Below are 22,780 nucleotides of genomic sequence, written 5' to 3' on the forward strand. Positions count from 1 at the left end.
ATATGAGAAGATTTATAATATTTTGCCTGATACTTTCAACCACGGTATTGGGTTCTTGCAAAAAATTTCTGGCTGAATATAGTCAGGATGAAATGAGACCAGGTTCTACCGAAGATCTCACAGCGCTAATGAATGGTGATGCTTATCCTTACAACGCACCAATTGATAATTTTGATTTATTAACAGATGATGTACAAAGCAATGGTCTGGCAGTAGTAAACAATGCACAAGTTAGCTCTTATGTAACGCCCTATATGAACGGAACCGCAATTTTTAAGTTTGATCCAACAATGTTTGATTCAAATAATACGATTCCTCCTGGTGCAAATCTGTACCAAACTTGTTATAGCAAAATTAAAGGTTGCAATGTAATTATGGATTACCTGCCAAACGTTGCCGGTACAGAGCAAGCAAAAAATGCTATTGTAGGACAGTGTTTATTTTTGAGAGCTTATTATTATCTTAAATTAGTTACTACGTATTGCCAGCCATATAGCGGTCTTGGCGTTAATCCTGAAACTAGTCTTGGCTTGCCACTAGTTCTATCCAGCGAAGTTCGTGATGGTGGTTTATCGCGGCCTACGCTTAAACAAACGTATGACCAGATTGAAAAAGACTTGCTACAGGCAACATCTTTATTAAAAGCTAATTACGTTCCCTCTAGTCCATATAGAGTAGGGGCAACAGTAGCAAATGCATTGTTGTCTCGTTTTTACTTGTACAGAGGCCTGGATAGCGACGGGGATAAGGTAATTAGTTCCGCAAATGCGGTACTGGCCGAGCGTAACACTTTAACGGCTTTAAGTACCTTTTTTACACCAACTGGTGCATTTTCCAGAACTGGGATTTTCGATCCTGGTAATACAGAAGTCCTATGGATTTATGGCTCTAACCTGCAAAACGATAGAACTTATTTTCCAGCACTTCTAACTGGAGCCACCCCTCCGTACACGGTGTCAACTTCGCTGAGTACACTATATGAGCAAGGCCCTGGTACAACGAATTATGGTGATTTACGCTACCAGATGTACTTTAACACTTATACCAATGGTGGAACATTTCTGTATTTTACGGCAAAATCAACTCAAAATTCAGTTTCAGGAACCAGGGGTTTTAGGTTATCAGAAGTGTACTTGAACAGGACGGAGGCCTTGATTAATCGCTTTATCAAAAGTGGAAATACTGCCGACCGGACTCAAGCATTAGCAGATCTAAATTATTTGAGAAGCAATCGTTACGATACGCGTAATACCGCTTACTCGCCAATTGCCATTACTGATGGTGCCGCATTGTATACATTTTATCAGCAAGAACGCAGGCGGGAGCTGGCTTTAGAAGACGGACACAGGTGGCAAGACATCAAAAGATGGAGACAATCCGTAACGCACGTATATAAAAGTGCGGATGGTGCAAGTACAACATATACACTTCCAGAAAACAGTTTGTTATATGCTTTACCCATTCCATTTACTGCATTAGCCACTAATGTTGATTTAGTGCAAAATCCAAGATAACAATTCGTTCTACTTAAATTTTAAATAACGATGAAAACATATATTTTAGGTTTAGTTGTGCTTTGCACGATATTTACTTTAAATGCCTGCAAGAAATCAGAGGAAATTTTAACACCTTCTGATACTGTAGATACTTACAGCGTGCCTCAGGGAAACAACGCTTTTGATCAAACAATTGTGAATTATTATCAGAAATACGGAACTTATATGTTATATAATTTTACAGAAAAAGATGCTTATTGGACGCCTACCGCATGGACAAAACCGACCCAACCTGCGGCAAATGCCTTGTGGACTGCGGGAGCAGATATAGAAACTGCTGATCCAGCGTATATTCCTGCACAACTTGCGCTAATACAAAGTAAATGGTTCAGTTTTTACACGGATAAGTTTCTGAAAAAATTTCTACCTGTTAAAATTTTATTGTGTAAAAAGGTAGATTCTGTGTATAATGGATATGTATTTACGCCCACATTTATGGCGGTAAAAATGACCAAAAAAGTTGGGGCTTATTACAACTACGATAACATTAAGGTAAATTATGGTGATGCCACTGTGAATAACATGACAGCAGCAGAGCAACGCACTTTTTTAACTAGCGTAAACATCACTTTTATTCAAAGTATCATAGCAAGAGGCTTAAGTACACCTACCGCTGAGTTTATCAATAGCGCAGACTATGTCACTGCCATGACCACTAATGCACAGTCTTTTAGTAGAGGTATCATTATGGGATATTATGGTGCTAATGCGCAAGCCGACTGGAATGCCTACATCACAGCAATGGTTACTTTTTCTACTGTGAACATGAATACTTCTACACCAAACTACGATTTAACAGGTGCTGGGATACTCAACGTTACGAAAGACACCAATGGCCAAATCAGGAAACGCTATAATATAGTTAGAGATTACTTCATCAATGAGTACGGGGTAGATCTGCAATTGATAGGTAACGCTACCAAAGGTATATAGGGACTTAATACATACTAACACACAAATGAAACCTATAAAAACAGTGTTCCTCAGCCTCGGGCTGATGGTTACAGGAATTGTATGCGCGTATGCACAAACAGAAACAAAGGTGCCGGCTATCGGCACCTTTGTTAAACCTGCCGCCAAACAGTATAAAGGGATGTTTAATATCCTGGTACAAGACGATAAATATTTCATAGAAATTCCAGATCAATTGCTTGGTCGTGATATTCTTACCAGCATTACCATCATCAGCGGTTCGGCGCAGCGTATGCGTAACCCTGCAATGCGCTATGGTTTTGCAGGAGATGCGGTAAATGACCGCGTAATCCGTTTTAATAAGGGTATCAATGGGAAAATGAACCTCATTGCTCCAGAATTTGTACAAGCAACTGATACGGGTAGTATGTACTTTAATGCGGTCAAAACGAATTTAGTACCCAGCCTCCTTGCTTTTGATATCGTGGCAACCGGAACTTCGAGTTCTCTTATTGACATTACCAACCTCTTTGCCGGCGACAACGATTTATTCTCTTTAAAGGGAGCTGCCGTGGAACTGAAATTAGGTTCATTTGAACCTCAGAAGTCTAAGCTACTTGGCGTAAGTGCTTTTGAAAATAACATCGTTTTTCGCTCCATTAAAAGTTATGGCGAAGGTGCCCCAGCGCAAGGGCCACCTGCTGCACCTGGTGCAGCACCAAAAAAGCAAGAAACTAACCCAACGATGTGGGAGGTTGGATCCTCCTGGTTTTTATTGCCAAAGGTGCCAATGGCTCAGCGTTACGCAGATAAAAGAATAGGTTATTTTTTAACGGGCCTAAAAAATTATGATACAAACCCCGAAAGAAATGAGTTTTTAACCTTTGCCAACAGATGGCGAATTGAACCTAAACCGGAAGATCTGCAGAAATTCAAAAACGGCGAACTGGTTGAACCTGCAAAACCGATCGTATTTTACATTGATCGCAATACCCCGGCATACCTTATCCCCTACATGATTGAAGGGGTAAACGCCTGGCGCAAAAGTTTTGAAAAGATAGGCTTTAAAAATGCTATTACCGGCAAGCTTGCCCCAACTGCTGCAGAAGATCCGGATTATACCATGGAGGATGCCAGGTACTCTTACATTTCTTATAAGCCTTCTGAAATGGCCAATGCTTACGGACCGCAAATTGTAGACCCCCGCTCTGGTGAAATTCTCTCTTCTCACATTGCGGTGTTCCACAACATTCAGGAACTCCTGCAACGCTGGTATTTCTCCATGTGCGCCACAACAGACCCTGCTGCAAGAAAAATCCCCATGGACAAGGCGCTGATGGGAACACTTATTAAAAACGTGATTACCCATGAGGTAGGGCATACCATTGGCTTGAGGCACAATTTTGCAGGCAGCTCATCCTACCCGGTTGATAGCTTACGCAATAGAGATTTTATCCGTAAAAATAGCTTCGGTCCATCTGTAATGGATTATATGCGTTTTAATTACGCCGCGCAGCCAGAGGATAAAATGTCTCCAACAGACTTGCTGCCCGTTATTGGTGTATACGATGATTATGCGATTGAATGGGGCTATAAATACATGCCCGAAATGGATTCAAAAGCTGTGGCAGACTACCTTACTTCCTGGGTTTCCGAAAAAAGAAAAGACCCACGTTTTTTTTACTTTGAGGAGGGCGACTTTTTTGATCCAAGGGTGCAGAGCGAAGACATTGGAGACAACAATATGAAAGCCAATGCCCTTGGTGTAGAAAACCTTAAAAAAATTATGGCCAACCTCAATAAATGGGGAGAAGGCGATGATCATGAGTATTTAACCCTCCGGTCAATGTACCGCGCCGTTCAGGGCCGTTATTATCAATACCTGCAACACGTAGCTAAAAACATAGGTGGTGTATTTACTGATAATGCATTGCGTACAGAGCATAAAAGTAATTTCATTCCGGTTAGCCGGGCGCAGCAAAAGGAAGCACTGGCCTATTTAGCTGCCTACATGTTAACAGAGCCTAAATGGTTGTATCCTGAAGATATTATGGCAAAAACAAGGTTTAGCTTTGATAGCGATGTAGAAGCCAGTTATGGTGATCTGCTAGGCAGGTTGTTCTCTAAATATTCCGCATTGTCAAGGGTAGAGAATATTGAGGGTAATAGTGAATATACGGCTGCCGAATTTTTAACTGATTTGCATCAGTTGATTTTTAAAGGTATGGAAGATGGAAAGCCTATATCCCGCTACAACAGAATGCTGCAACGCTCTTTTCTTAATACAGTACTTAGGCATGTTGATAGTCCGGGCACGTTTCCTAATAATGTAGACTTAAAAATGACGGAGCTGCTAAAAATTACAGCAGCACAAGCTGAAGCAGGTGCAGCACTGCAAACCGACTTCATTTCAAAAAGCCACCTAACCGCTATTGCAAACATGATTAAGGTTTGGCGTACCGGAAGAAACGATGCATATCTAACTAAATAATGATAAATTGATGAAATATATATATTATACCCTGTTTACCGCTTCTTTATTACTCAGCGGATCAGGAATACAGGCACAGGTAACCAGCAGCTCCTCTGCATCCCATAAGGCTAAGGCCGTAGCACCTGCGCCAATAACCGAAACTGATGCAACTAAGGATGAGCCAATGGCTTTTCAAAAGTTTTTTAAAAAAACAATGGTTGTTACGCCAGGGGAGTTCACTGTTTACCAGGACGGCTCCAGATATTTCCTGGAAGTGCCCGCATCGGCATTAAATTCGGATCTTTTAATCATTGGCGATATTGCCCGTGGATATAGCAATAACATTTCGCAATCCTCCGGTGTGATCCGTTTAAGTAAGGGAACGGGAAACAACCTTAATGTAACCAAAGAGGTTTATAAGGAGGCGGCATCCCCGGATTTTAACCAGGGGATTGAAGCGCTGGTTCAAAAATCTAACCTTGTTCCGGTGAGTTTTGTAATGCCTATAGAAGCTTTAGGAAAAATAAAAGGCAGTTACATTTTAAACATTACCAGGCATTTGCTGGAAAGTGGAGAGCTTTTCTCCTTTAAAGAGGTAAGCGGACTAAGTGGTTCTGATGCAGCACGCTCTGGTGTGCAAAAAGTAAGGGCTTCACAAAATGGTGTTGTGTTCAGTGTACTACGTACTCAAACTACACCTGGCTCTAGTTACAATGGTAGCAAAGCGATAGATAAGGCTGTGGCTTACGTGCTTGAGCTCGTTATCCAGCGATTGCCTGCATCCCAAATGAAAGTGAGGGAAGCAGACCAGAGAATAGGTTTTGGAACAGTTAATTACAACGATTTTGGGAAAAGCCCTTACGGCGTAAAAAATGTAAAAGTAATTACAAAATGGAATCTTGGGGTTAAAGCGGCGGATCAAAAACGCTACTTTGCCGGTGAACTGGTTGAACCAGAAAAGCAGATCAAGATTTTTGTAGATCCTACTACGCCTGCGCTCTTTGTCCCTTACATCAAAAAAGCTGTGCAGCAATGGAACGACGCCTTTAGCACAGCAGGATTTAAAAATGCACTGGTGGTGGTGATGGATCAAAACGACAGCTGGTTGTCTTCAGGAAAGATCCTTATTAAATGGGGCAATGCCTTAAATGGCATTGCCACCAATACCGTTACAGATCCCCGTACGGGAGAGATTCTTGCCGCGAAGATGAATATTGATGTAAACGTGTGCGATGAATTACTGCCTTCTTATTTTGCTAAATGTGGGTTTAAAGACCCAAGGGTTATGAAAAACCTATACAATCCAGCCCTGCGCGGCGAAATTATGGAATGGAAGGTGGCAAAGGGTTTAGGGGAATTGCTGGGCATGACGCCTAACCTTCACGGCAGCGCCGCATACACCCCAAAACAGCTTAGATCTGGCACATGGTTAAAAGATCACGGCTTTACAGCTTCCGTAACAGACGATATGCAATTTAACTATGTGGTACAGCCAGAAGATAACATTGATGTTGCAGAGCTAATGCCACGTGTTGGTGCATACGATAAAATGGCGATTGGATGGGCATACCGCATATTCGCAGATCGCACAGCAGAAAAGAAAATGTTGGCCTCTTTGAAAATATCAAATGCTGAACTGCTCTTCCTGGACGAAAATAAAAACGATCCATCTACCAGAAAAGGCGACTTATCTTCTGATCTTCTGGAGGCTTCAGAATTGGGTATGAAGAACGTTCAGCGCTATTATCCACAAGTGGAAAAACTCACTTCAGCTATGGACGATAAAGACGAAGATTGGTCTAACTTCAAACTGCTTTCTAAAGCTTTTCAAATTAGTTATCAATTGTATACAGATAATGTGGTCAGCTATATTGGAGGTGTTTCCGTACGTCCGGTGCTTAAGGGATATAACGATACCGGTATAATATATACGTCAAAAAAAGATCAGCAAAAGGCAATGGCCTTACTAAATAATTGGTTCTTTAACGGTGCGCCTTCCTGGATGCAGAGTAAAAAGTTAAATCAGCTTAACTCAGAGTCTGAATCTTCAAAGATGGGCAATAGTACACAGGATGCCCTCAGGAAATTTATAAGTTCTGATGTGCTAAACAACCTTATACAGGCAGAATATGCATTGGGTAAGGAAGCATATACAGTGAACGACCTGTTTACAGATCTTGATCATTATATTTTTAAGGATTTTAATACAACCGATTCTGTGGATGCTTACCGGATGCTTATGCAAACCAATTTTATATATGATCTCTCTGTGGCAGTTGCTAAAAACAACATCACCGGTGGTTTAACTGACTCTAACGAAGTGTTGCACCTCTATTTTATCAGGACTATGGAGCGCATTGGAAATCTTGCAGATAAACATCAGGACGCTTCGGCACGGGAGCATTACAGGGTAATGAAGCAAAAAATTCAACGGGATATGAACCAAAAACAGAACTAAATACGGATGAAAAAACTATTGACAGGAATAATGTTCATGATGGCCACTGCCGGTTATGCACAAAATAGAAGCATCAATTTTAATACTACCTCCTTGCAGGAAGCTTTTAAGCTAGCCAAGGCGCAGCATAAAATGATTTTTACCGATTGTTATACAGAATGGTGTGTACCCTGCAAAGGAATGGAAAAGCTGGTGTTTACACAAGATAGCGTAGCAGATTTTTTTAATAGCCATTTTATCAATGTAAAAATGGATATGGAAAAAGGAGAGGGGCCGGCTGCAATTAAAACCTATACTGTGGGCGCATTTCCAACCTATTTGTTATTTGATGAAAATGGCAAGCAGGTTTATAAGTTTGTAGGTGGTATGTCGGCTACTGAATTTATGGCGAAAATAAAGCTGGGTATGAAGGTAGACAATGAAGAAAGCCGGATGCTGGCAAGGTATGCTGCTGGAGAGCGCCAGCCAGACTTGATGAGAGAACTGATTCTGTTAAAAATCCGCCAGATGGAAATTGGAGTAGCAAAAAAGCTGAATGATGAACTGATGGATTTGCTTACACCTGCTCAGCGTGCCTTACCAGAAAACTGGGTACTATTTAAAGAGAACAGGTACGCTATGTATTTATCTAATGTAGATACCCGGAATTTTAACTACCTGGTAGACCACTGGAGGGATTTTGCAGCGAACAACAACAAAGACTCCGTAGACCGTAAAATGTCATTGATCTTTAGAAAACTTGCAACTGAATCTTTAGAAGGTTATCACTTTAAAAAACAGCCTTATGTTAAAGCGCAGTTTGAACACTATAAAGAACAGATCAAAGCTACGGAGATGCCAGATAAAAACCAGTTATTGGTGTTGATTGAAATGGGACAAGCTGCGGGGGAGAAAAATCCGGAGAAAGTAACCGCACTGTTTGAAAAAAATATCCATACTTTTTCTGAAGACAATCTGAGGATTACCTGGGGTTATGTATCTTATTGTGCTTCTATTCCGGGTTACAAATACCCAAGGGCTACTCAAATTGCAGATAAGGTGATCAAAAAAACAAAAAACCCTTACCTGGTTTCAACATGTGAGATGCTTAAAGCCAACCAGATCAGGGCAAATAAACCCATAAACGAAGCTCAAAATAAGTAGGGGATGAACAGAAAATATAAGTTATTGTGGCTACTGTTAATTTTGCCCGCTTCTTTGTGGGCGCAAACGCCAGATTATGAAGCCGCCGAATATTTTGACGCCCCAAACCTGCAAAGGCAAATAGGTACTACGCAGGTTATCCCTTTTTTTCTGAAGAAAAGTAACAAGTTTTGGTTTAGCGCTAATGGCCCGGCAGCAGGTGGACTTCCCCCGCATCGCCCGATGAAGGGGCAGAAGATCGACATTGGCAATGATGCCGATGAGCGGGTTACAACTGATTATGGAATAAATGCCACGTCTCCACCTTCATTGAATGTTTTTAGCCTGGATAAGGATAATTATTATTTGGTTGATCCCGACAAAAAGCAGAAAATTGTTTTGTTTGACAAGGTGGCCATTGCTCAGAAGCTGCAGGAATTAACAAAGGGAGAGCCAAGTCGTACTTCGGTAACCTACAGTCCCCAGTTTTCAAATGATGAAAAAACCGTGCAGGTAGGATATAACGGTGAGACTTACGACTATAACTATACTACAAAGACACTGCTGAAGCAGGTAAAAAAGGGGCCTCAGAAATTTCCTGTTTACCATACTGGTACCATATCGCCAGATAAAAAATGGCTGTTGTATTCTCGTCATCATAATTTATACATTAAGGGGGTTAATACGGATACCGCAGAGCGCGTACTGGCTAATGATGGAGCTGAATACCATTCTTTTTCCATCAATGAGTTGGATAAATATGCTGGCGTTAACGGATCTACAGATGCAGTTTGGACTCCTGATTCTAAATCATTCTATGTGCTTCGTAAAGATACACGGAAGGTGCAGACGCTGTCTGTGTTCAATTCTGCAAGCAATTTCGGCAGGCCTTACCTAACTACCTATAAATATGAGCTGCCCGGTGATGCAGATGTTGCGCAATATGAGTTTTACGTGGGCAATGCTGCGGCACATACGCTTAAAAAGGTAAACATCGACCGTTGGCCCGATCAGCAAGTAGAGGTGTTGCGCAACCAAACCAGCAATGGAGAAGTTTTTATACTGCGCAAGAAGAGAAGTCGTGACGAAATGGAACTTTGTGCGGTAGATTTAAATACAGGTGCTTTGCGTGTGGTGATCAATGAGGTTAGCAAACCTTTTATCAATATGGATATGTTCAATGTTTCTATTATTAACGGAGGCAAGGATATTTTATGGTGGAGCGACCGGACAGGATGGGGACAATATTATCACTACGACAGAACTGGTCGTTTGCTAAATTCGGTTACACAAGGTGACTGGACTGCGGGTAAGATTGTAGCAACGGACAGTGCTAAGAAGGTTGTTTATTTTTATGGCTATGGCAAAGAAAAAGGGCGCAATCCCAACTATGCATTTTTATATAAAGTTGGTTTAGATGGTCGCAACCAACAATTGCTGACCCCTGAAGATGCAACCCATGCCGTTTTTATGTCGCCAAATAAGAATTATTTTGTGGATTATTTTTCCAGGATAGACCTTGAACCGGTAACCATTGTACGCAACACCGAAGGTAAATATATCCAGGAAGTATTGAAACCCGATTTTAGCAAACTGTATGCTTATGGATGGAAACAGCCGGAAATGTTTACGGTAAAAGCTAAGGATGGGGTAACAGATCTTTACGGATTGATGTGGAAACCCTTTAACTTCGATCCCAATAAAAAATACCCTATCATTTCACAAGTGTATCCCGGGCCTTTTATAGAAACCGTATGGAATGAATTTACAGTGACTGACCGATACAACAATACCTCATTGGCTCAAACGGGTTTTGTAGTTGTGGTGATGGGCCATAGGGGCAGTTCGCCTTACCGCAATGCAGCCTATTATAAGTTTGGTTATGGCAATTTGAGGGACTATGCCTTGGAGGATGATAAATATGGCTTGGAGCAGCTGGCCGCACGTTATAACTTCATCGATTTAAATAGGGTTGGGATCTTTGGTCACTCAGGAGGGGGCATGATGTCCACAGCCGCATTATGTACTTACCCGGGTTTTTATAAGGTTGCTGTGTCTTCTTCAGGGAATCATGACAATACTATTTATAACCGAACATGGGGCGAAACCTACAATGGTTACGGTAAAAAGATTGATGTAAACCAAAGTCTGGCCAAAAACCTAAGGGGGCATTTGATGCTGGTTACAGGTGAGTCTGATCAAAATGTTAACCCTGCAGGTACGTATAGAATGGTAGATGCGCTGATTAAGGCAGATAAAGATTTTGATTTATTGGTGTTGCCCGGGCAAAGTCATACTTATGAAGAACCTTACAAGACGTATTTTCAAAGGCGCTTAAGGCAGTATTTTGCAAAGTATTTGATGGAAAAATAAATTTCATAGGCAGTAGTAATAAATTTTTCCGAAAACTAATCGTTATGAGGCCTGTTGTAAATACATAAAATCTACAACTATGGAAAACAGCATTAATAACCAAAATGAACAAGTAGAGGAAGAAATCCCTACGATTGATCAATTTCAGGTAGGCAGGAGTACACCTGAAGAGAAAGATCTGGAAAGTACTGATACTACAACTGCTCTGGCTGATGGTGACACTGCAGAAGAAGATGCAGGCTACACCAGCGAAGAAGTTGAATTTGCAGATGGAGAAGGAACTTTGCTTGATGAAGAACTCTCCGTTGATCCTGAAGATGACGACTTAGAAGACGATGATTTGGATGATGAAGATCTGGAGGATGACGAGGACATCATTGTAGAAGATGATGACGAAGAAGATTTGTAGCAGGATTTAAACATTTATGAAAAGGCTGATCACGATCAGCCTTTTTTAGTTTTAGCTATAACTTATCCAGTTTAAAATACCCCAAACGGATTTCATCCTCCGCTAATCCGTGGGATGATGGGGTAATTTGAATGTGGTATTTTTCTTTAAATTCTGAAGCCAGTATATCTTCTATCCTGTAAATATCATCTACATCTATTCCATACTTTTCATCAATATGCGAACCTGCGCCTTTCAGGGTGTTGGTTTTAAAGAATACTGTCTTTTTTGAGTCCTGAATGGCTTGGGTACGTTCATCATGAACACTCAAAACGGTGTAATGCTGTTCTTCGAGCTTGCCCGACTGGTAGCCGCCCAGGTTAATGAAGAAGAGCTTTTTAGATGGTTCTACAGGAGTATCCTGTTTTAAAATCACACTAATCTGATGGCCATCAACATAGGTTACTTCACGCCATCCGTCTATATGAATGCTATTTCCCGCTTCGGGCCAAAATGCGCGCATGGCAGGTACCAGTTCTTTTAAACTACTGGCAATGCCAAAAAAGTAATCGTGCTGCTCTACATTCCGTTGGGGTGCTTTAGAACCTAAAAGGACCATAAATAATTTTAGTTGGGAAATAGGTTGTTCGTTCATGAAGATGGGAATATGCGTTTAACAATTGTTGCCGAAGCAGCCTCAGAAAAATCCAAACCTGAATAGTCGGGGTTGTAACCGCCAATATAAGGAACGGCCATCATATAAATGCGTTCATTTAATGCACCGTAAGTGTCAACAATTTGAAAATGGTCATTGATGGCAATGCCAGGAACTTTTAAATAGTAGTCTCCATTTTGATCCTGGCTAACCTCTTTGCCTGCGGTGACGGCCTTTTTTGCTTCCAGAGCAGAGCGGAACTTAAGTTTTGCGGGACTGATAGTTCTGCTGTTTAGCAGTCCTTTAAAAGGGAAATCTTCAAAAGAAAGATGTGGCTGGCCTACGCAATCTACAAAGGTTTTGTAGTGGGTAGCATGTTCTTTTCCCGATTCATCCGTGTAAAAATAAGTTGTGCCCCCTGTGGCTTCTGCTTCAACTTTACTATCATCACCCACCTGAATTAAATCAAGTACGCCTGCCGCATGTAGCGCCATCATTTCTTCGCTTGAACTTTGTGGGATATAGGCAATAACAATGGAAATAAGGGGTGTAAGGGATTGTTGTAATCTGAGCATGTCCTCAGCAGAAAGGTGTTTGGCTGGATAATTTAAAGCAAAACTTAGTACGCCCAACATTTCCTTCCAGTATACAGATTCTTTACGCCGGATAGACTTTTCTGCTTCAGCATATTCTGCCTTAAGCAGTTGAAATGGATCTAGTCGCTCTCGTAGATCCATCATGGCCGTTACAAATTCTTCCACGTTCATATCTTTTATTTGCGCGTAAAATTCGGGCTGCTTTTCTTTGATGGGTAATTTGAAATCTCTTTCAAAGATATAATCTAAGGAGAGGAAGCCATCGTTGTTGGCAATGTGCTTCGCTATTTCTTCTTTGGTTAGTAACGCATCATTTGATAAATGCGAATCATCCAGGTGAAACCTTACTGCCGGAAGCATCCCATTACGGGTATGCATCACCAATTTAAAATCCGGACTTTGCTCGTTCAGTTGATAGTGCAGGCGGCCATGGTTATCTTTATCATATGTGCCGTTGTAACGTGATAAAGTCCTGATGGCATCAACCGCGGTTAATGAAGAACCTTTAATGGCTACAGGATGGTTGAGCTCCATGGCAAGTTTAACCGGTGGGTAGGGGGAATCGAAATATCCCTGAACTTTACCTTCATATTTGTGCGGCCAGTTGTGTCCTGTACAGACAATGACCTGATCAAACGCTATTTTTTCATCGTGGTTAACCTCAACTTCAATCGTTTCTTTATCGGGATGATCAACGACATCTGTAACCTGACTGTTGTAATGAACCACAAACTCAATTCCTTTTTCTTTTGCTTGTTTTTGCAGCAGGCTGAATTGAGCATTTAAATATTGGCCAAATAGTAATCTAGGCAATACTTTGTATTCATTGAAGCGCTTGGGATCAATATGAAATTTATCTAATGTATCCTTAGGTACAGATTTGATCCAGTCTGCCAGTGTGGTAACCAACATGGGGATTTCATTGCTTGATACATTGGTAATGTGTTCATCATTTGCACCTTCGCTACTATAGGGCATTCCCGTTCCAAGCTGGTTTTTCCGCTCAAAAATATCTATGGAGAGCTCAGTTTCATCTGCCTCTACTAATCTTTTATACATAAACAAAGCACTTGGCCCACCACCAATGATTGCTATTCTTTTTTTAGGTTCCAATTGAGTTAAGTCTAATGTCGGTGTTTCGTAAAAGAACGTATAACACGGATATGTGACTTTAGTTTTACGGCCATTCTTAAATTTTCTAACGAATTTTATGTTCGGCGGGCAAATTTGGTCTGCTCAATTTAAATGGATAGCTAATTATTTTAAAAATGGAATACAGACAGTTAGGAAACTCGGGTTTAAGAGTACCCGTATTGAGTTTTGGTACAGCTACTTTTGGTGGCGCAAATGAATTTTTTAAAGCATGGGGTAGCACGCAGGTTGAGGAAGCAACACGAATGGTTAACCTTTGCCTGGATGCGGGGGTGAACTTCTTTGACACGGCAAATGGTTATTCTTCCGGTGTTGCTGAAGAGATATTAGGAAAAGCCCTGAAGGGTTTGAGGGATAAAGTGCTGGTATCTACCAAGGCTACTTTTCCAACAGGAGATGGGGTTAATGATTTTGGTTCTTCACGGATCCATTTGATTAAAGCATGCGAAGATAGCTTAAGGCGATTGGGAACAGAGCACATAGATGTTTATCATATGCATGGCTTTGATGGCAACACGCCAGTTGATGAAACATTAAAGGCTTTGGATAATCTGGTTCAGAGTGGTAAAGTGCGGTACATTGCCTGCTCTAATTTTTCTGGCTGGCACCTCATGAAGTCGTTGTCGGTTTCCGAACGTTACGGCTGGTCTAAATATATTGCGCATCAAGCTTATTACTCTCTGCTGGACCGCGATTTTGAGTGGGAATTGATGCCCTTGAGCATTGAAGAAAAGATAGGTACTATTGTTTGGAGCCCACTTTCCAGTGGTAAGTTGAGCGGAAAATACCGCAGAAATCAGCCTTATCCAACAGATGGAAGGGTATCTCAGGGCGGTAGCCCGGTTATTTCTGTTTCTGCAGATGACGAAAGGTTATACAATATTGTTGATGTGCTGGATGAGCTGGTACAGGAAACTGGCAAAACGGCAGCTCAAATTTCTTTGAATTGGTTGCTGCAAAGACCAACAGTTGCCAATATTATTATTGGTGCAAGGGATGAAGCCCAGCTGAAACAAAACCTGGATGCGGTAGGATGGAACCTGACTACCGATCAGGTAAAGCGTTTGGATCAGGCAAGCGATCTTCGTCCTTCCTATCCATACTGGCACCAGCGTCAGTTTGAAATGCTACATACCGCACCAGAATTGTATAAATAGTTTTAGTAACACAGGATCAATAAAAGCGGCCGGGGTTTTCAGCTCCGGCCGCTTTAGCTATTATTTGTGGGCTATTTTTTCTCTTTTTCAGGCAGCAACACAAACTTCATTAACCGTTTCAAATCCAGTAAAGTATGGTTTTGTTTTTTGAAAGCCTTCTGGTTAACGGCAGACAAATCTTTCTTCCAACCCATGTTTTTTTGCGGGTCTTCAGCAAGCTGAAAACTGGTGTTGAGCAAATTAAGCCAGTATTCATTGGAGTTTAAACTTAATTCCATGCTGCGCGAAAACTCTGCTTTAAACTTAGTCAGTTCTTCGGCCGTAGGTCCTTCTGCAGATAGACGGGCAAGCTCTTCCTTCGTGGCCGCTATCAATTGATCTACCCTTGCCGGATCGCAGGTAAAGGAAATGTTTACTGCAAACCTGGGTGTAGGGATTCTGGACATAGAAATGGATACACTCGGCGTGTACACACCACTTTCCTTAGCCCTTAAACGATCTGTTAACCTATATTTCAGGATTTCCTGCAATGCGCTTCCATATAAATTGCGCTCCTTGTTAGGTTTGTAAGGGCCACTTAGTCCCAATAAAACAGTAGCCTTCTCTTCAGTGCCCTGATAAACAGTTTTCTCAATTGCTCCCGCCGGATAGTTAATGCCCAGATCTGTCCAGTTCTCTTTCCGCTTTAACGCTGGCAAACTCCCCAGGTATTGTTCAATTAAAGGTTTAATTGAATCTATCACAAAACTTCCCGTAAAGATAAATGTAAAGTCAGCTGCATCTGCAAAACGTTCCTTATAAATCTCCATTGACCGCTTTGGGTTAATTTGGTCAATCTTAGCGACAGATACTGCACTTCGTCGCCAGTGGTAACCATTCACAATTGCAGAAACCGTGTCCGAAAATACATTGGCTGGCTTTTTATAGCGGTTTAATACCGTTGCCTTGGCTGTTTTCAGCATGCCCTCTACCAATACTTCATCTAACCTTGGCTTTGTAAAGTAAAGATGGATCAGCTGCAGGCAAGTCTCCAAATCGGTGGCGCTGGATTGTGCATTTAGGCCCTCAAAATAATCGGAAATGTATGGTGTAACAGCTACCATTTTCCCAACAAGTTTTTTAGGCATACTTTTCGCATCAAAGTCGCCTAAGCCACTTTGGCCAATAACTCCCGCTGCGTTGATGGCTGATTGATAATCTTTCTCCCCATATAAGGAACTTCCGCCCGGACTAAATGCCGACATTAAGATCTCATTGTGCTTAAAGTCCGTTGGCTTTAATATTACTTTAGCCCCATTGCTTAAGGTCAATAGTGTGGTGCCAATGGCCGGCAAGCTTTCTTCTTTTATAATGTGCCCTTTTTGCGGCAGCATCTTGATTAAATTTCCTGCAGCTAGCGTGTCTTTGTAAGCGTTTAGCTTTGTAGCTGCCACATCTGAAAGCCATTCTGTAAGCACCGCCTGATCAGGTAGCTTAAGGCCCTTTTTATCCGGGGCCAATACAAAGATGTCTTGCTTTTGCGTGTCGTAAAACCGATTGATCCATGCATTTACATCGCTTACTTTTAACGAGTCTATGTGCTTTTGGTAAAAATCAAAGTAAAATTCGGTACTGGGAAAAGGCGCATCATTTAAAAAGGCCTGTAAATATTTGCTTACGAAAACCTCTGATGCAATTTTATCTTTTTCCTGAAACTGATAGGCCTGGCTTGCTATAAACGCAGCCCTAGTTCGCTCAAATTCTGCCTGCGTAAAGCCGAATTGCCGTACCTGTTCTAGCTCTAGCATGGCTGCTTTAAAGCCGCGTTCAGTCTCTCCAGGTTTAACCGTAATGCTAACTGTTGCTGCGCCAATACCGCTGGCAATATTGTCTACAGAAGCTGTGGCCTTTAAAAATGGTGCATTTGGATTTCTAGCTAGATCGTTTAAGCGGGCAGACAACATGCCTTTAAAAAAGCCGAGGGAAAGCCCTTTCATCAAACTTTGCTCCGTATGCTTGGCACTGCTTTCATATTTGTTGAAAATCTGTATGGACAAGTCAGAAATTTCTGGATCAGTGACTACCTTAAACTGTTTGCCGTTTACGAGTTTTACAGCGTATTTCTGGGCAGCAGGAGCACCGGCTGGATTTTTTAAGTCTCCAAACTTTTGTTTGATCAAAGTTTCCATTTCTTGCACATTAAAGTCGCCAACGGCAATAATGGCTTGCAAATCTGGACGGTACCAATCCCTATAAAATTGGCGCAGCAGTTCCGGATCAAAGTTTTTAAGCACTTCTTCTTTACCAATGGGCTGCCTTTGTACATAACGAGAATTGTTCAGCAAAATGGGGAGCGTCTGTTCCTGAATGCGTTGCTGCAAACCTTTGCGCTGCCTTTTTTCTTCCAGAATTACCCCACGTTCAGATTCCAATTGCATCTTTTCTATCTGCACATCCTGCGCCCAGTCCCTCAAAATCTGAATACCAGTGAACAGCAACTGCGGATCGTCTGAAGGAATGGGAAGTTGATACACTGTTTCAGCATACGAGGTATAGGCATTCAAATCTGCCCCAAACTTTACACCCGCTTTTTGCAGGTAATTGATGAGTTCATTTTTTGGGAAATTTTTAGTGCCTTTAAAAGCCATGTGCTCCATAAAATGCGCCAAACCTTGTTGGTTATCGTGCTCATTTAAGGAGCCTACCTTATTGACAAGGTACAGCACGGCCCGCTTTTCTGGTGTCGCATTTTTTCGGATAAAATACCTGAAACCATTGGCAAGTTTGCCGGTTTTAACAGCTTTATCGTCAGGTAGCCGTTTGTTTCTATGGTTTAAGGTATCTGTTTGCTGAGCGGCATTGGCAGCAGGCAGGAATAGGATAATTTTAAATAGAAAAAGTAGTGCCCCTAACCGGACAGTAGGTATAAGTTGAGTAAACATATAGTTTAGTATTTGTAAAAGATCGAAGATAGATTAAGCTGGTTCAAGAACCCCTTCATTTTTTAGAATGAGCATGCCATGCCGGTCGTTAGATATTCCCTCGGCCATAAGATATGGATAATGGGGTACGTGCCCCTGCATTATTGTTGGCATGTATTTAAATTGGATGTGCTGCTGGCCTTTCATCAGTTCGTGTCCCACTTCTACAATATGTGTGGAGATGATAAACTTGCAGTTTTTATACGCTAAAAGACCTTCTGATACTGCTAGCGTTGCATCAAAGGCATCTTTAACATTTGTGCCTTTAAAGAGTTCATCAAAAATGATCAGTAATTTTTTGCCACTTGCCACTTCTTCCGCAACTTTTTTTACGCGTAAAACTTCCGCATAAAAGTGGCTGTATCCCATATTAAGGTTATCAGGAACGTTGATAGAAGTGTAAATTCCTTCCATTACAGAAAATTCCATGATTCGTGCTGGGACAGGAAAGCCCATATGCGCTAAATAAAAACATACTGCTACGGTTTTCATGATGGTAGATTTGCCGGCCATATTTGCCCCTGTAAGAAAAATGAGGTTTTTATTGCCATCCAGTTGTATGTCATTTGCGATGGCATTCTCTGGGGCAGGATGGTATGCACCTTCTAAAAGTAAGGTACTTGTATGGCTGCCTTTTGCCAGGGCTCTTGTAAATCCTTTAATTCTCGCCACATTTCCTACAGAGAGGTATACATCAAGCTCATAAATAAAGTTAAGCAACATTGCGGTACGGCTGTTTAGCAGCGTAAACAACCGGCGCTCCTGCTTGATGGCACTAATCCAGGTTAAGCCAGACAAACTATCAACTACGGTTTGGAGGTTTAAGGCTTTATTTTCCAAAATGAGCTTAACAGCATCAATTTTTGCTTTAAAGGGTTGTGGACTTTCTGCAATCCATGAGCCGGTCAAAAATATCCTCAAATCATTCAAAGCCGAAAAGGTGTTTTTTAATCCTTCTAACGCATAAAAGTATTCGTCTTTCATGCCCATGAGGTACAGGCCTCTGCGATATACTGCCTGAGATAATAGGCTTGCAGCTCCATTGTCTGAACTTGATTTGAGGTAATTCTCCATGCTTAAACATAGATTTTCCCGAATAGGGAATTGAAGTGTCTGCGCTTGAAAAAAGGCAAAAACAGCAGACTGGCTATTGATCTGGCCGGCGTCCGTTAGCGGCGTCCGGAAGAGTTTTTCCAATAGCCGTTCTCCTCCCTGTGTTTTAGTTTGGTTAAATAGGCCAAATATAGATTTGCTCTTGTATTTCCCGAGCAGGTTTAGATCTTCCAGGCTTTGCTTATCGCTTACAAATGCTTGCGGTTCGGTAAAATCTATGTTTTTTTTTCCGGTGTCAAGGAGCTCAAGAATGCCTTCGTTCTTGATGATGACCATGCCATGCCGGTCTGATGTGACACCAGATTTTAATGTATATGGATACCGTGGAACATTGCCCTCCATGAGTGTTGGCAAAAAGACATAATTGATGTTCTGGCATCGCTTTTTAAGTTCTTCTGCTGCCTCTATAATGTGTGTAGACACCACGAACATACAGTTCTTATGCATAGCATATGCCTCCGTAACTGCAACCGTAGCTTCGTAAGCATCTTTTACATTTGTACCACGAAAAAGCTCGTCGAAGATTACAAAAAGGTCTCGGTTTTTTGCCAGCTGTTCTGAAACTTGTTTTACCCTTAATACTTCTGCGTAAAAGTGGCTGTGACCTGCATTGAGGTTGTCTGCCAGGTTAATGGTGGTAAACAGTCCCTGTCTAACAGAAAATTCCATAGCTTTAGCAGGTACAGGAAAGCCAATGTGTGCCAGGTACACAGCGATGCCCAGCGATTTCATGAAGGTAGATTTGCCAGCCATGTTGGCCCCTGTGAGGAAAATAATGTTGCTTTCCGGGCTAATGACAAGATCGTTTCCAACGGCGTTTTGCACCAGGGGATGATAGACGTTTTTAAGTACAAGGCTGTGACTACCCTTTTGAGTTGCTACCGGAAACACAAAACTGTGCTTCCGGGCAACTTCTGCGACAGCGATATTAATATCTATTACATATCCATTGGCCAGCAACTGTTTGATGCTGTCGCGTTTGTTAAAACGGATTAGCTGGTCAAAGGCGGCTGCCTGTGCATAACTGAGCTTAGCTTTCTCCGTCTGTTGGATAAAGGAGGACATATCCTTATCTATCACTGAGCTTAACAATAAACTAATCTCCTTGATAAAGAAATCAGTCTGGTATTCCTCTCCCAGGTTCAGGATAAAGTCTTTTAGGTTTATAATAATATTAGCCACAGCACCAAGTCCATTTAAAATGGACTGATAATGCGCATCAGCACCCATTAAATGGTTTAGTTTTCTTCCGATGTTGTCGTTATCTACCCTAAGCTTGCTGCGTTCGTCGTAGTCAGACAAGTAGAGTTCGGCCGTGTCAAACCATTCAGGCAGGAATGGGAAAGCAATGTTCCTGTCGTGGAAATATTGAATGGTTTGGCTTCTGGCATTGATTTTTTCTGCATCATCAAGCGGAAAGCGAAAGAAATGCTCCAGCAATTCTGCACCGCCACGTGTACGTGTGCGGTGGAATAGGCTGTAGATAGAATCACGCCCTCGTTTTCCAAATACATTGAGGTCTTCCAATGTCTGACTGTCGATTGTAAAGCTCATAATTTCGGTTATTTACCTCTTCTTCTCACCCATATTAGTACACCAATTAGAATCAGCAAGGCAGGGAAAACCCATTTTAGCAGGATCACGGCAATACCCCAGCTGTCTTTATTTGCTGTAATGTCACGATCTATAGGAGGTTCCCTTCTCATGTCTATGGGTACTTCGCCATCACTCATCCAATAAAATGCAGCATTGATAAGCGAAAAATTTGAGGAATTAACGGTATTTCTTGTCATCCCAAGTTCTGCATTGCTTAACCAGTCTGCATCTCCGGTTACGATGATTTTCTGTTCTTTATTGTTGATTTTTCGTCCAATTGCGAGAACTGTTGGGTAAGCCTGTTCAATTTCTCCAATTTTTTTATTCATGCTTACAGAGTCGTCTACAAAGTTTGTGGTTTCAAGCTCATTCCAGCTACCGGTAGAATCACTGGTGAATAAAGGCAGTGACTGGAAGCCCTTAGTGGCATCAAAAGCTAATGCTGCTGCACCTGGCATAGTAAGCTTCTGGCCATGGCCATACATGTTTGCCAAATGGTACGAGAAATGCGTGGCCGCTGCGGTTGGGTTTAAAATCATTAAGTCTGGCTGCAACACATCAGTAGGTTTTACCAGCAAGCCCGGTAATAACTTTACGCCAAATTGTTCCGTTAAAGCGTTTACATATTCCTTACGTTCAGGATCTCCGGCAATAATTAAGTTTCCGCCCTTTGCTACATACTTGCTCAGATTTTGCATTTCTATAGCCGTATACGGTTTACGTGGCTCAGCGATGACCAGAATCCTAACTTTCTCCGGAACCTCTTTGTCCAGCGTCACGTTTGCAAAATCAAAGCCCTGGTTAATTAAAGCATACCTGAAACTTTTTTCCTGTGCAATCATTTTATAACCACGGTCAAACTTAGAATCGCTCTGGCGTTCATTATGTCCTTTTACGAAACCTACCAGTGGTAAATCCATGACCAGGCGTTTAAACGCGGCAGTAATTTCTGTCTCTGAAGGCATCTTATTGTTGTCTTCAAAAATCCGCAGGAAAGTACGCTTACCGCTATTCGTTTCCAGAAGCCTTACAAACGTATAAGATTCAGGTTCCAGGTCTACATGTTTTTTTATTTCGCTGTATGGCAGGATTGGAAACGTCCAGTTGTTTAATTTTTTTAGCGTATCAATCAGCTGATCGTCATTCATTCCCGGATAAACTTTATCCAAACTTGGGTTGTTTTTTGTACGGTGATAGTAGTAATGGTGCTCAATCTTAATATCGGGTTTGAAACGTAAATAATTCTCAAACCTGCCCATGTCTTCTTTATAGTTGCGTGGAAGGCATAAATAGTAATTTTGATCGAGCATGTTTATATAGGTATGGATGGTTAAGCCATCGTTTAGCCTACCTACTACATTCTGGCTGCTTTTTGTTAACGTGTTAACTTTTGAATAAGTAACATCAAAATACTTCTTGAACTTTGGCATCGAGGTAATAAAGCCTACAAGCGCAACTACAAGGGTTACGCCGGCATATTTACTAAAAGTAACCAGGTAAGGACTCTTTTGACGACCAACCTGAAGCTTGATGATAGAGAAACTTATAAAGAGTCCGATGACCATGATAAAGTAGATGACATCTTCAGTGGTAATCAACCCTTTGATGAAGGTATCACTGCGTCCGGAAATGGCTAGCCAATAGGTTACATCGCGTACAAAGGCAATTTCCTGACCTACAGATTTTACGTAAGCCAGCAGGGATAAAATGGCTAGCGTACCCATTGCTGCAACCACAGTATAGGAAGTTAAAGAAGACATAAACAGCCCAATAGCCGCATAAGCACAGGTAAGGAAAAATAAACCTAGCAAACCGCAAAAAATAAGCGGATAGTCTATATTTTGAATGGTTGTTGCACCATAAATACTGAATATACAAAGCGAGCCAACAATAACCAGGGCATAGGTTACCAGGGCAAGGTATTTTCCAAAGATGATTTGATAATTGGTAACTGGCGAGGAATACAGCAGTTTGATAGAGCCGCTACTCAGTTCTCGGCTCATTACCCCCATAGTAAGTAGTGGAATGTATAAATACAGTGAAGATTGCACCAGGCTGTGCAAGCCCCTTGGGCCGGTAAATACGTTTGTGGTGATATTAGATAAAGGAAGACCGAAGGATTTCATCTTGATGAAGCCATCAAATGCATCGGTGAATATTATGCCGGATTGGAAGGCGAAAATCACGAGGATAATCCAGGCAACAGGAGAATAGAAGAAAACCTGTAATTCTGTTTTAGCAATTTTTAAGATAGGTATCATTTGTGTGT

Annotated in this window: 13 protein-coding genes; 8 read left to right on the plus strand and 5 right to left on the minus strand. The window is 41.6% G+C overall.

Going from position 1 to position 22,780, the window contains the following annotated elements; all coding sequences use genetic code 11:
- Positions 1-2: 2 nt before the first annotated feature.
- From LPB86_RS13205 to LPB86_RS13235, 7 genes are all read left to right on the plus strand, one after another.
- Complete coding sequence (locus tag LPB86_RS13205; protein ID WP_230644666.1) at positions 3-1,514, plus strand: RagB/SusD family nutrient uptake outer membrane protein; 1,512 nt, start codon at positions 3-5, stop codon at positions 1,512-1,514.
- A 30-nt stretch (positions 1,515-1,544) separates the two neighbouring features.
- Positions 1,545-2,489: a hypothetical protein gene (locus LPB86_RS13210; RefSeq protein ID WP_230644668.1), complete on the plus strand. Its 945-nt coding sequence runs from the start codon at positions 1,545-1,547 to the stop codon at positions 2,487-2,489.
- 25 nt (positions 2,490-2,514) lie between these two features.
- On the plus strand, positions 2,515-4,959 hold the full coding sequence (locus LPB86_RS13215; protein ID WP_230644670.1) for a zinc-dependent metalloprotease: 2,445 nt from the start codon (positions 2,515-2,517) through the stop codon (positions 4,957-4,959).
- A gap of 10 nt (positions 4,960-4,969) precedes the next feature.
- Positions 4,970-7,399, plus strand: coding sequence for a zinc-dependent metalloprotease (locus LPB86_RS13220; RefSeq protein WP_230644672.1), 2,430 nt, complete (start codon positions 4,970-4,972; stop codon positions 7,397-7,399).
- Between the two features lie 6 nt (positions 7,400-7,405).
- Complete coding sequence (locus tag LPB86_RS13225) at positions 7,406-8,542, plus strand: thioredoxin family protein (RefSeq protein ID WP_230644673.1); 1,137 nt, start codon at positions 7,406-7,408, stop codon at positions 8,540-8,542.
- Positions 8,543-8,545: 3 nt separating this feature from the next.
- Positions 8,546-10,894, plus strand: coding sequence for a DPP IV N-terminal domain-containing protein (locus LPB86_RS13230; protein ID WP_230644675.1), 2,349 nt, complete (start codon positions 8,546-8,548; stop codon positions 10,892-10,894).
- Positions 10,895-10,973: 79 nt separating this feature from the next.
- Positions 10,974-11,303, plus strand: coding sequence for a hypothetical protein (locus tag LPB86_RS13235; protein ID WP_230644677.1), 330 nt, complete (start codon positions 10,974-10,976; stop codon positions 11,301-11,303).
- A gap of 55 nt (positions 11,304-11,358) precedes the next feature.
- On the opposite strand, the gene LPB86_RS13240 is transcribed toward LPB86_RS13235, so the two are convergent.
- The gene (locus LPB86_RS13240; RefSeq protein ID WP_230644680.1) at positions 11,359-11,937 is read right to left on the minus strand and encodes a DUF1543 domain-containing protein; all 579 of its coding nucleotides are present in this window, start codon (positions 11,935-11,937) and stop codon (positions 11,359-11,361) included.
- Positions 11,934-13,646 (minus strand): FAD/NAD(P)-binding protein, encoded by a 1,713-nt coding sequence (locus tag LPB86_RS13245; RefSeq protein ID WP_230644682.1) that lies wholly within the window; start codon positions 13,644-13,646, stop codon positions 11,934-11,936. The genes LPB86_RS13240 and LPB86_RS13245 overlap by 4 nt, the downstream gene beginning before the upstream one ends.
- A gap of 155 nt (positions 13,647-13,801) precedes the next feature.
- Between LPB86_RS13245 and LPB86_RS13250 the strand changes: the two genes are divergently transcribed.
- Positions 13,802-14,842: an aldo/keto reductase gene (locus tag LPB86_RS13250; protein ID WP_230644684.1), complete on the plus strand. Its 1,041-nt coding sequence runs from the start codon at positions 13,802-13,804 to the stop codon at positions 14,840-14,842.
- A 71-nt stretch (positions 14,843-14,913) separates the two neighbouring features.
- Here LPB86_RS13250 and LPB86_RS13255 read toward each other — a convergent pair whose 3' ends face one another.
- The 3 genes from LPB86_RS13255 to LPB86_RS13265 are packed head-to-tail and all read right to left on the minus strand — an operon-like array spanning position 14,914 to position 22,772.
- Positions 14,914-17,763, minus strand: coding sequence for a pitrilysin family protein (locus LPB86_RS13255; RefSeq protein ID WP_230644686.1), 2,850 nt, complete (start codon positions 17,761-17,763; stop codon positions 14,914-14,916).
- Between the two features lie 33 nt (positions 17,764-17,796).
- On the minus strand, positions 17,797-20,469 hold the full coding sequence (locus tag LPB86_RS13260) for a hypothetical protein (RefSeq protein WP_230644688.1): 2,673 nt from the start codon (positions 20,467-20,469) through the stop codon (positions 17,797-17,799).
- A gap of 8 nt (positions 20,470-20,477) precedes the next feature.
- On the minus strand, positions 20,478-22,772 hold the full coding sequence (locus tag LPB86_RS13265; protein WP_230644690.1) for a Gldg family protein: 2,295 nt from the start codon (positions 22,770-22,772) through the stop codon (positions 20,478-20,480).
- Between the last annotated feature and the right edge of the window lie 8 nt (positions 22,773-22,780).

It is taken from the genome of Pedobacter sp. MC2016-14 (assembly GCF_020991475.1).
Taxonomy (GTDB): domain Bacteria; phylum Bacteroidota; class Bacteroidia; order Sphingobacteriales; family Sphingobacteriaceae; genus Pedobacter.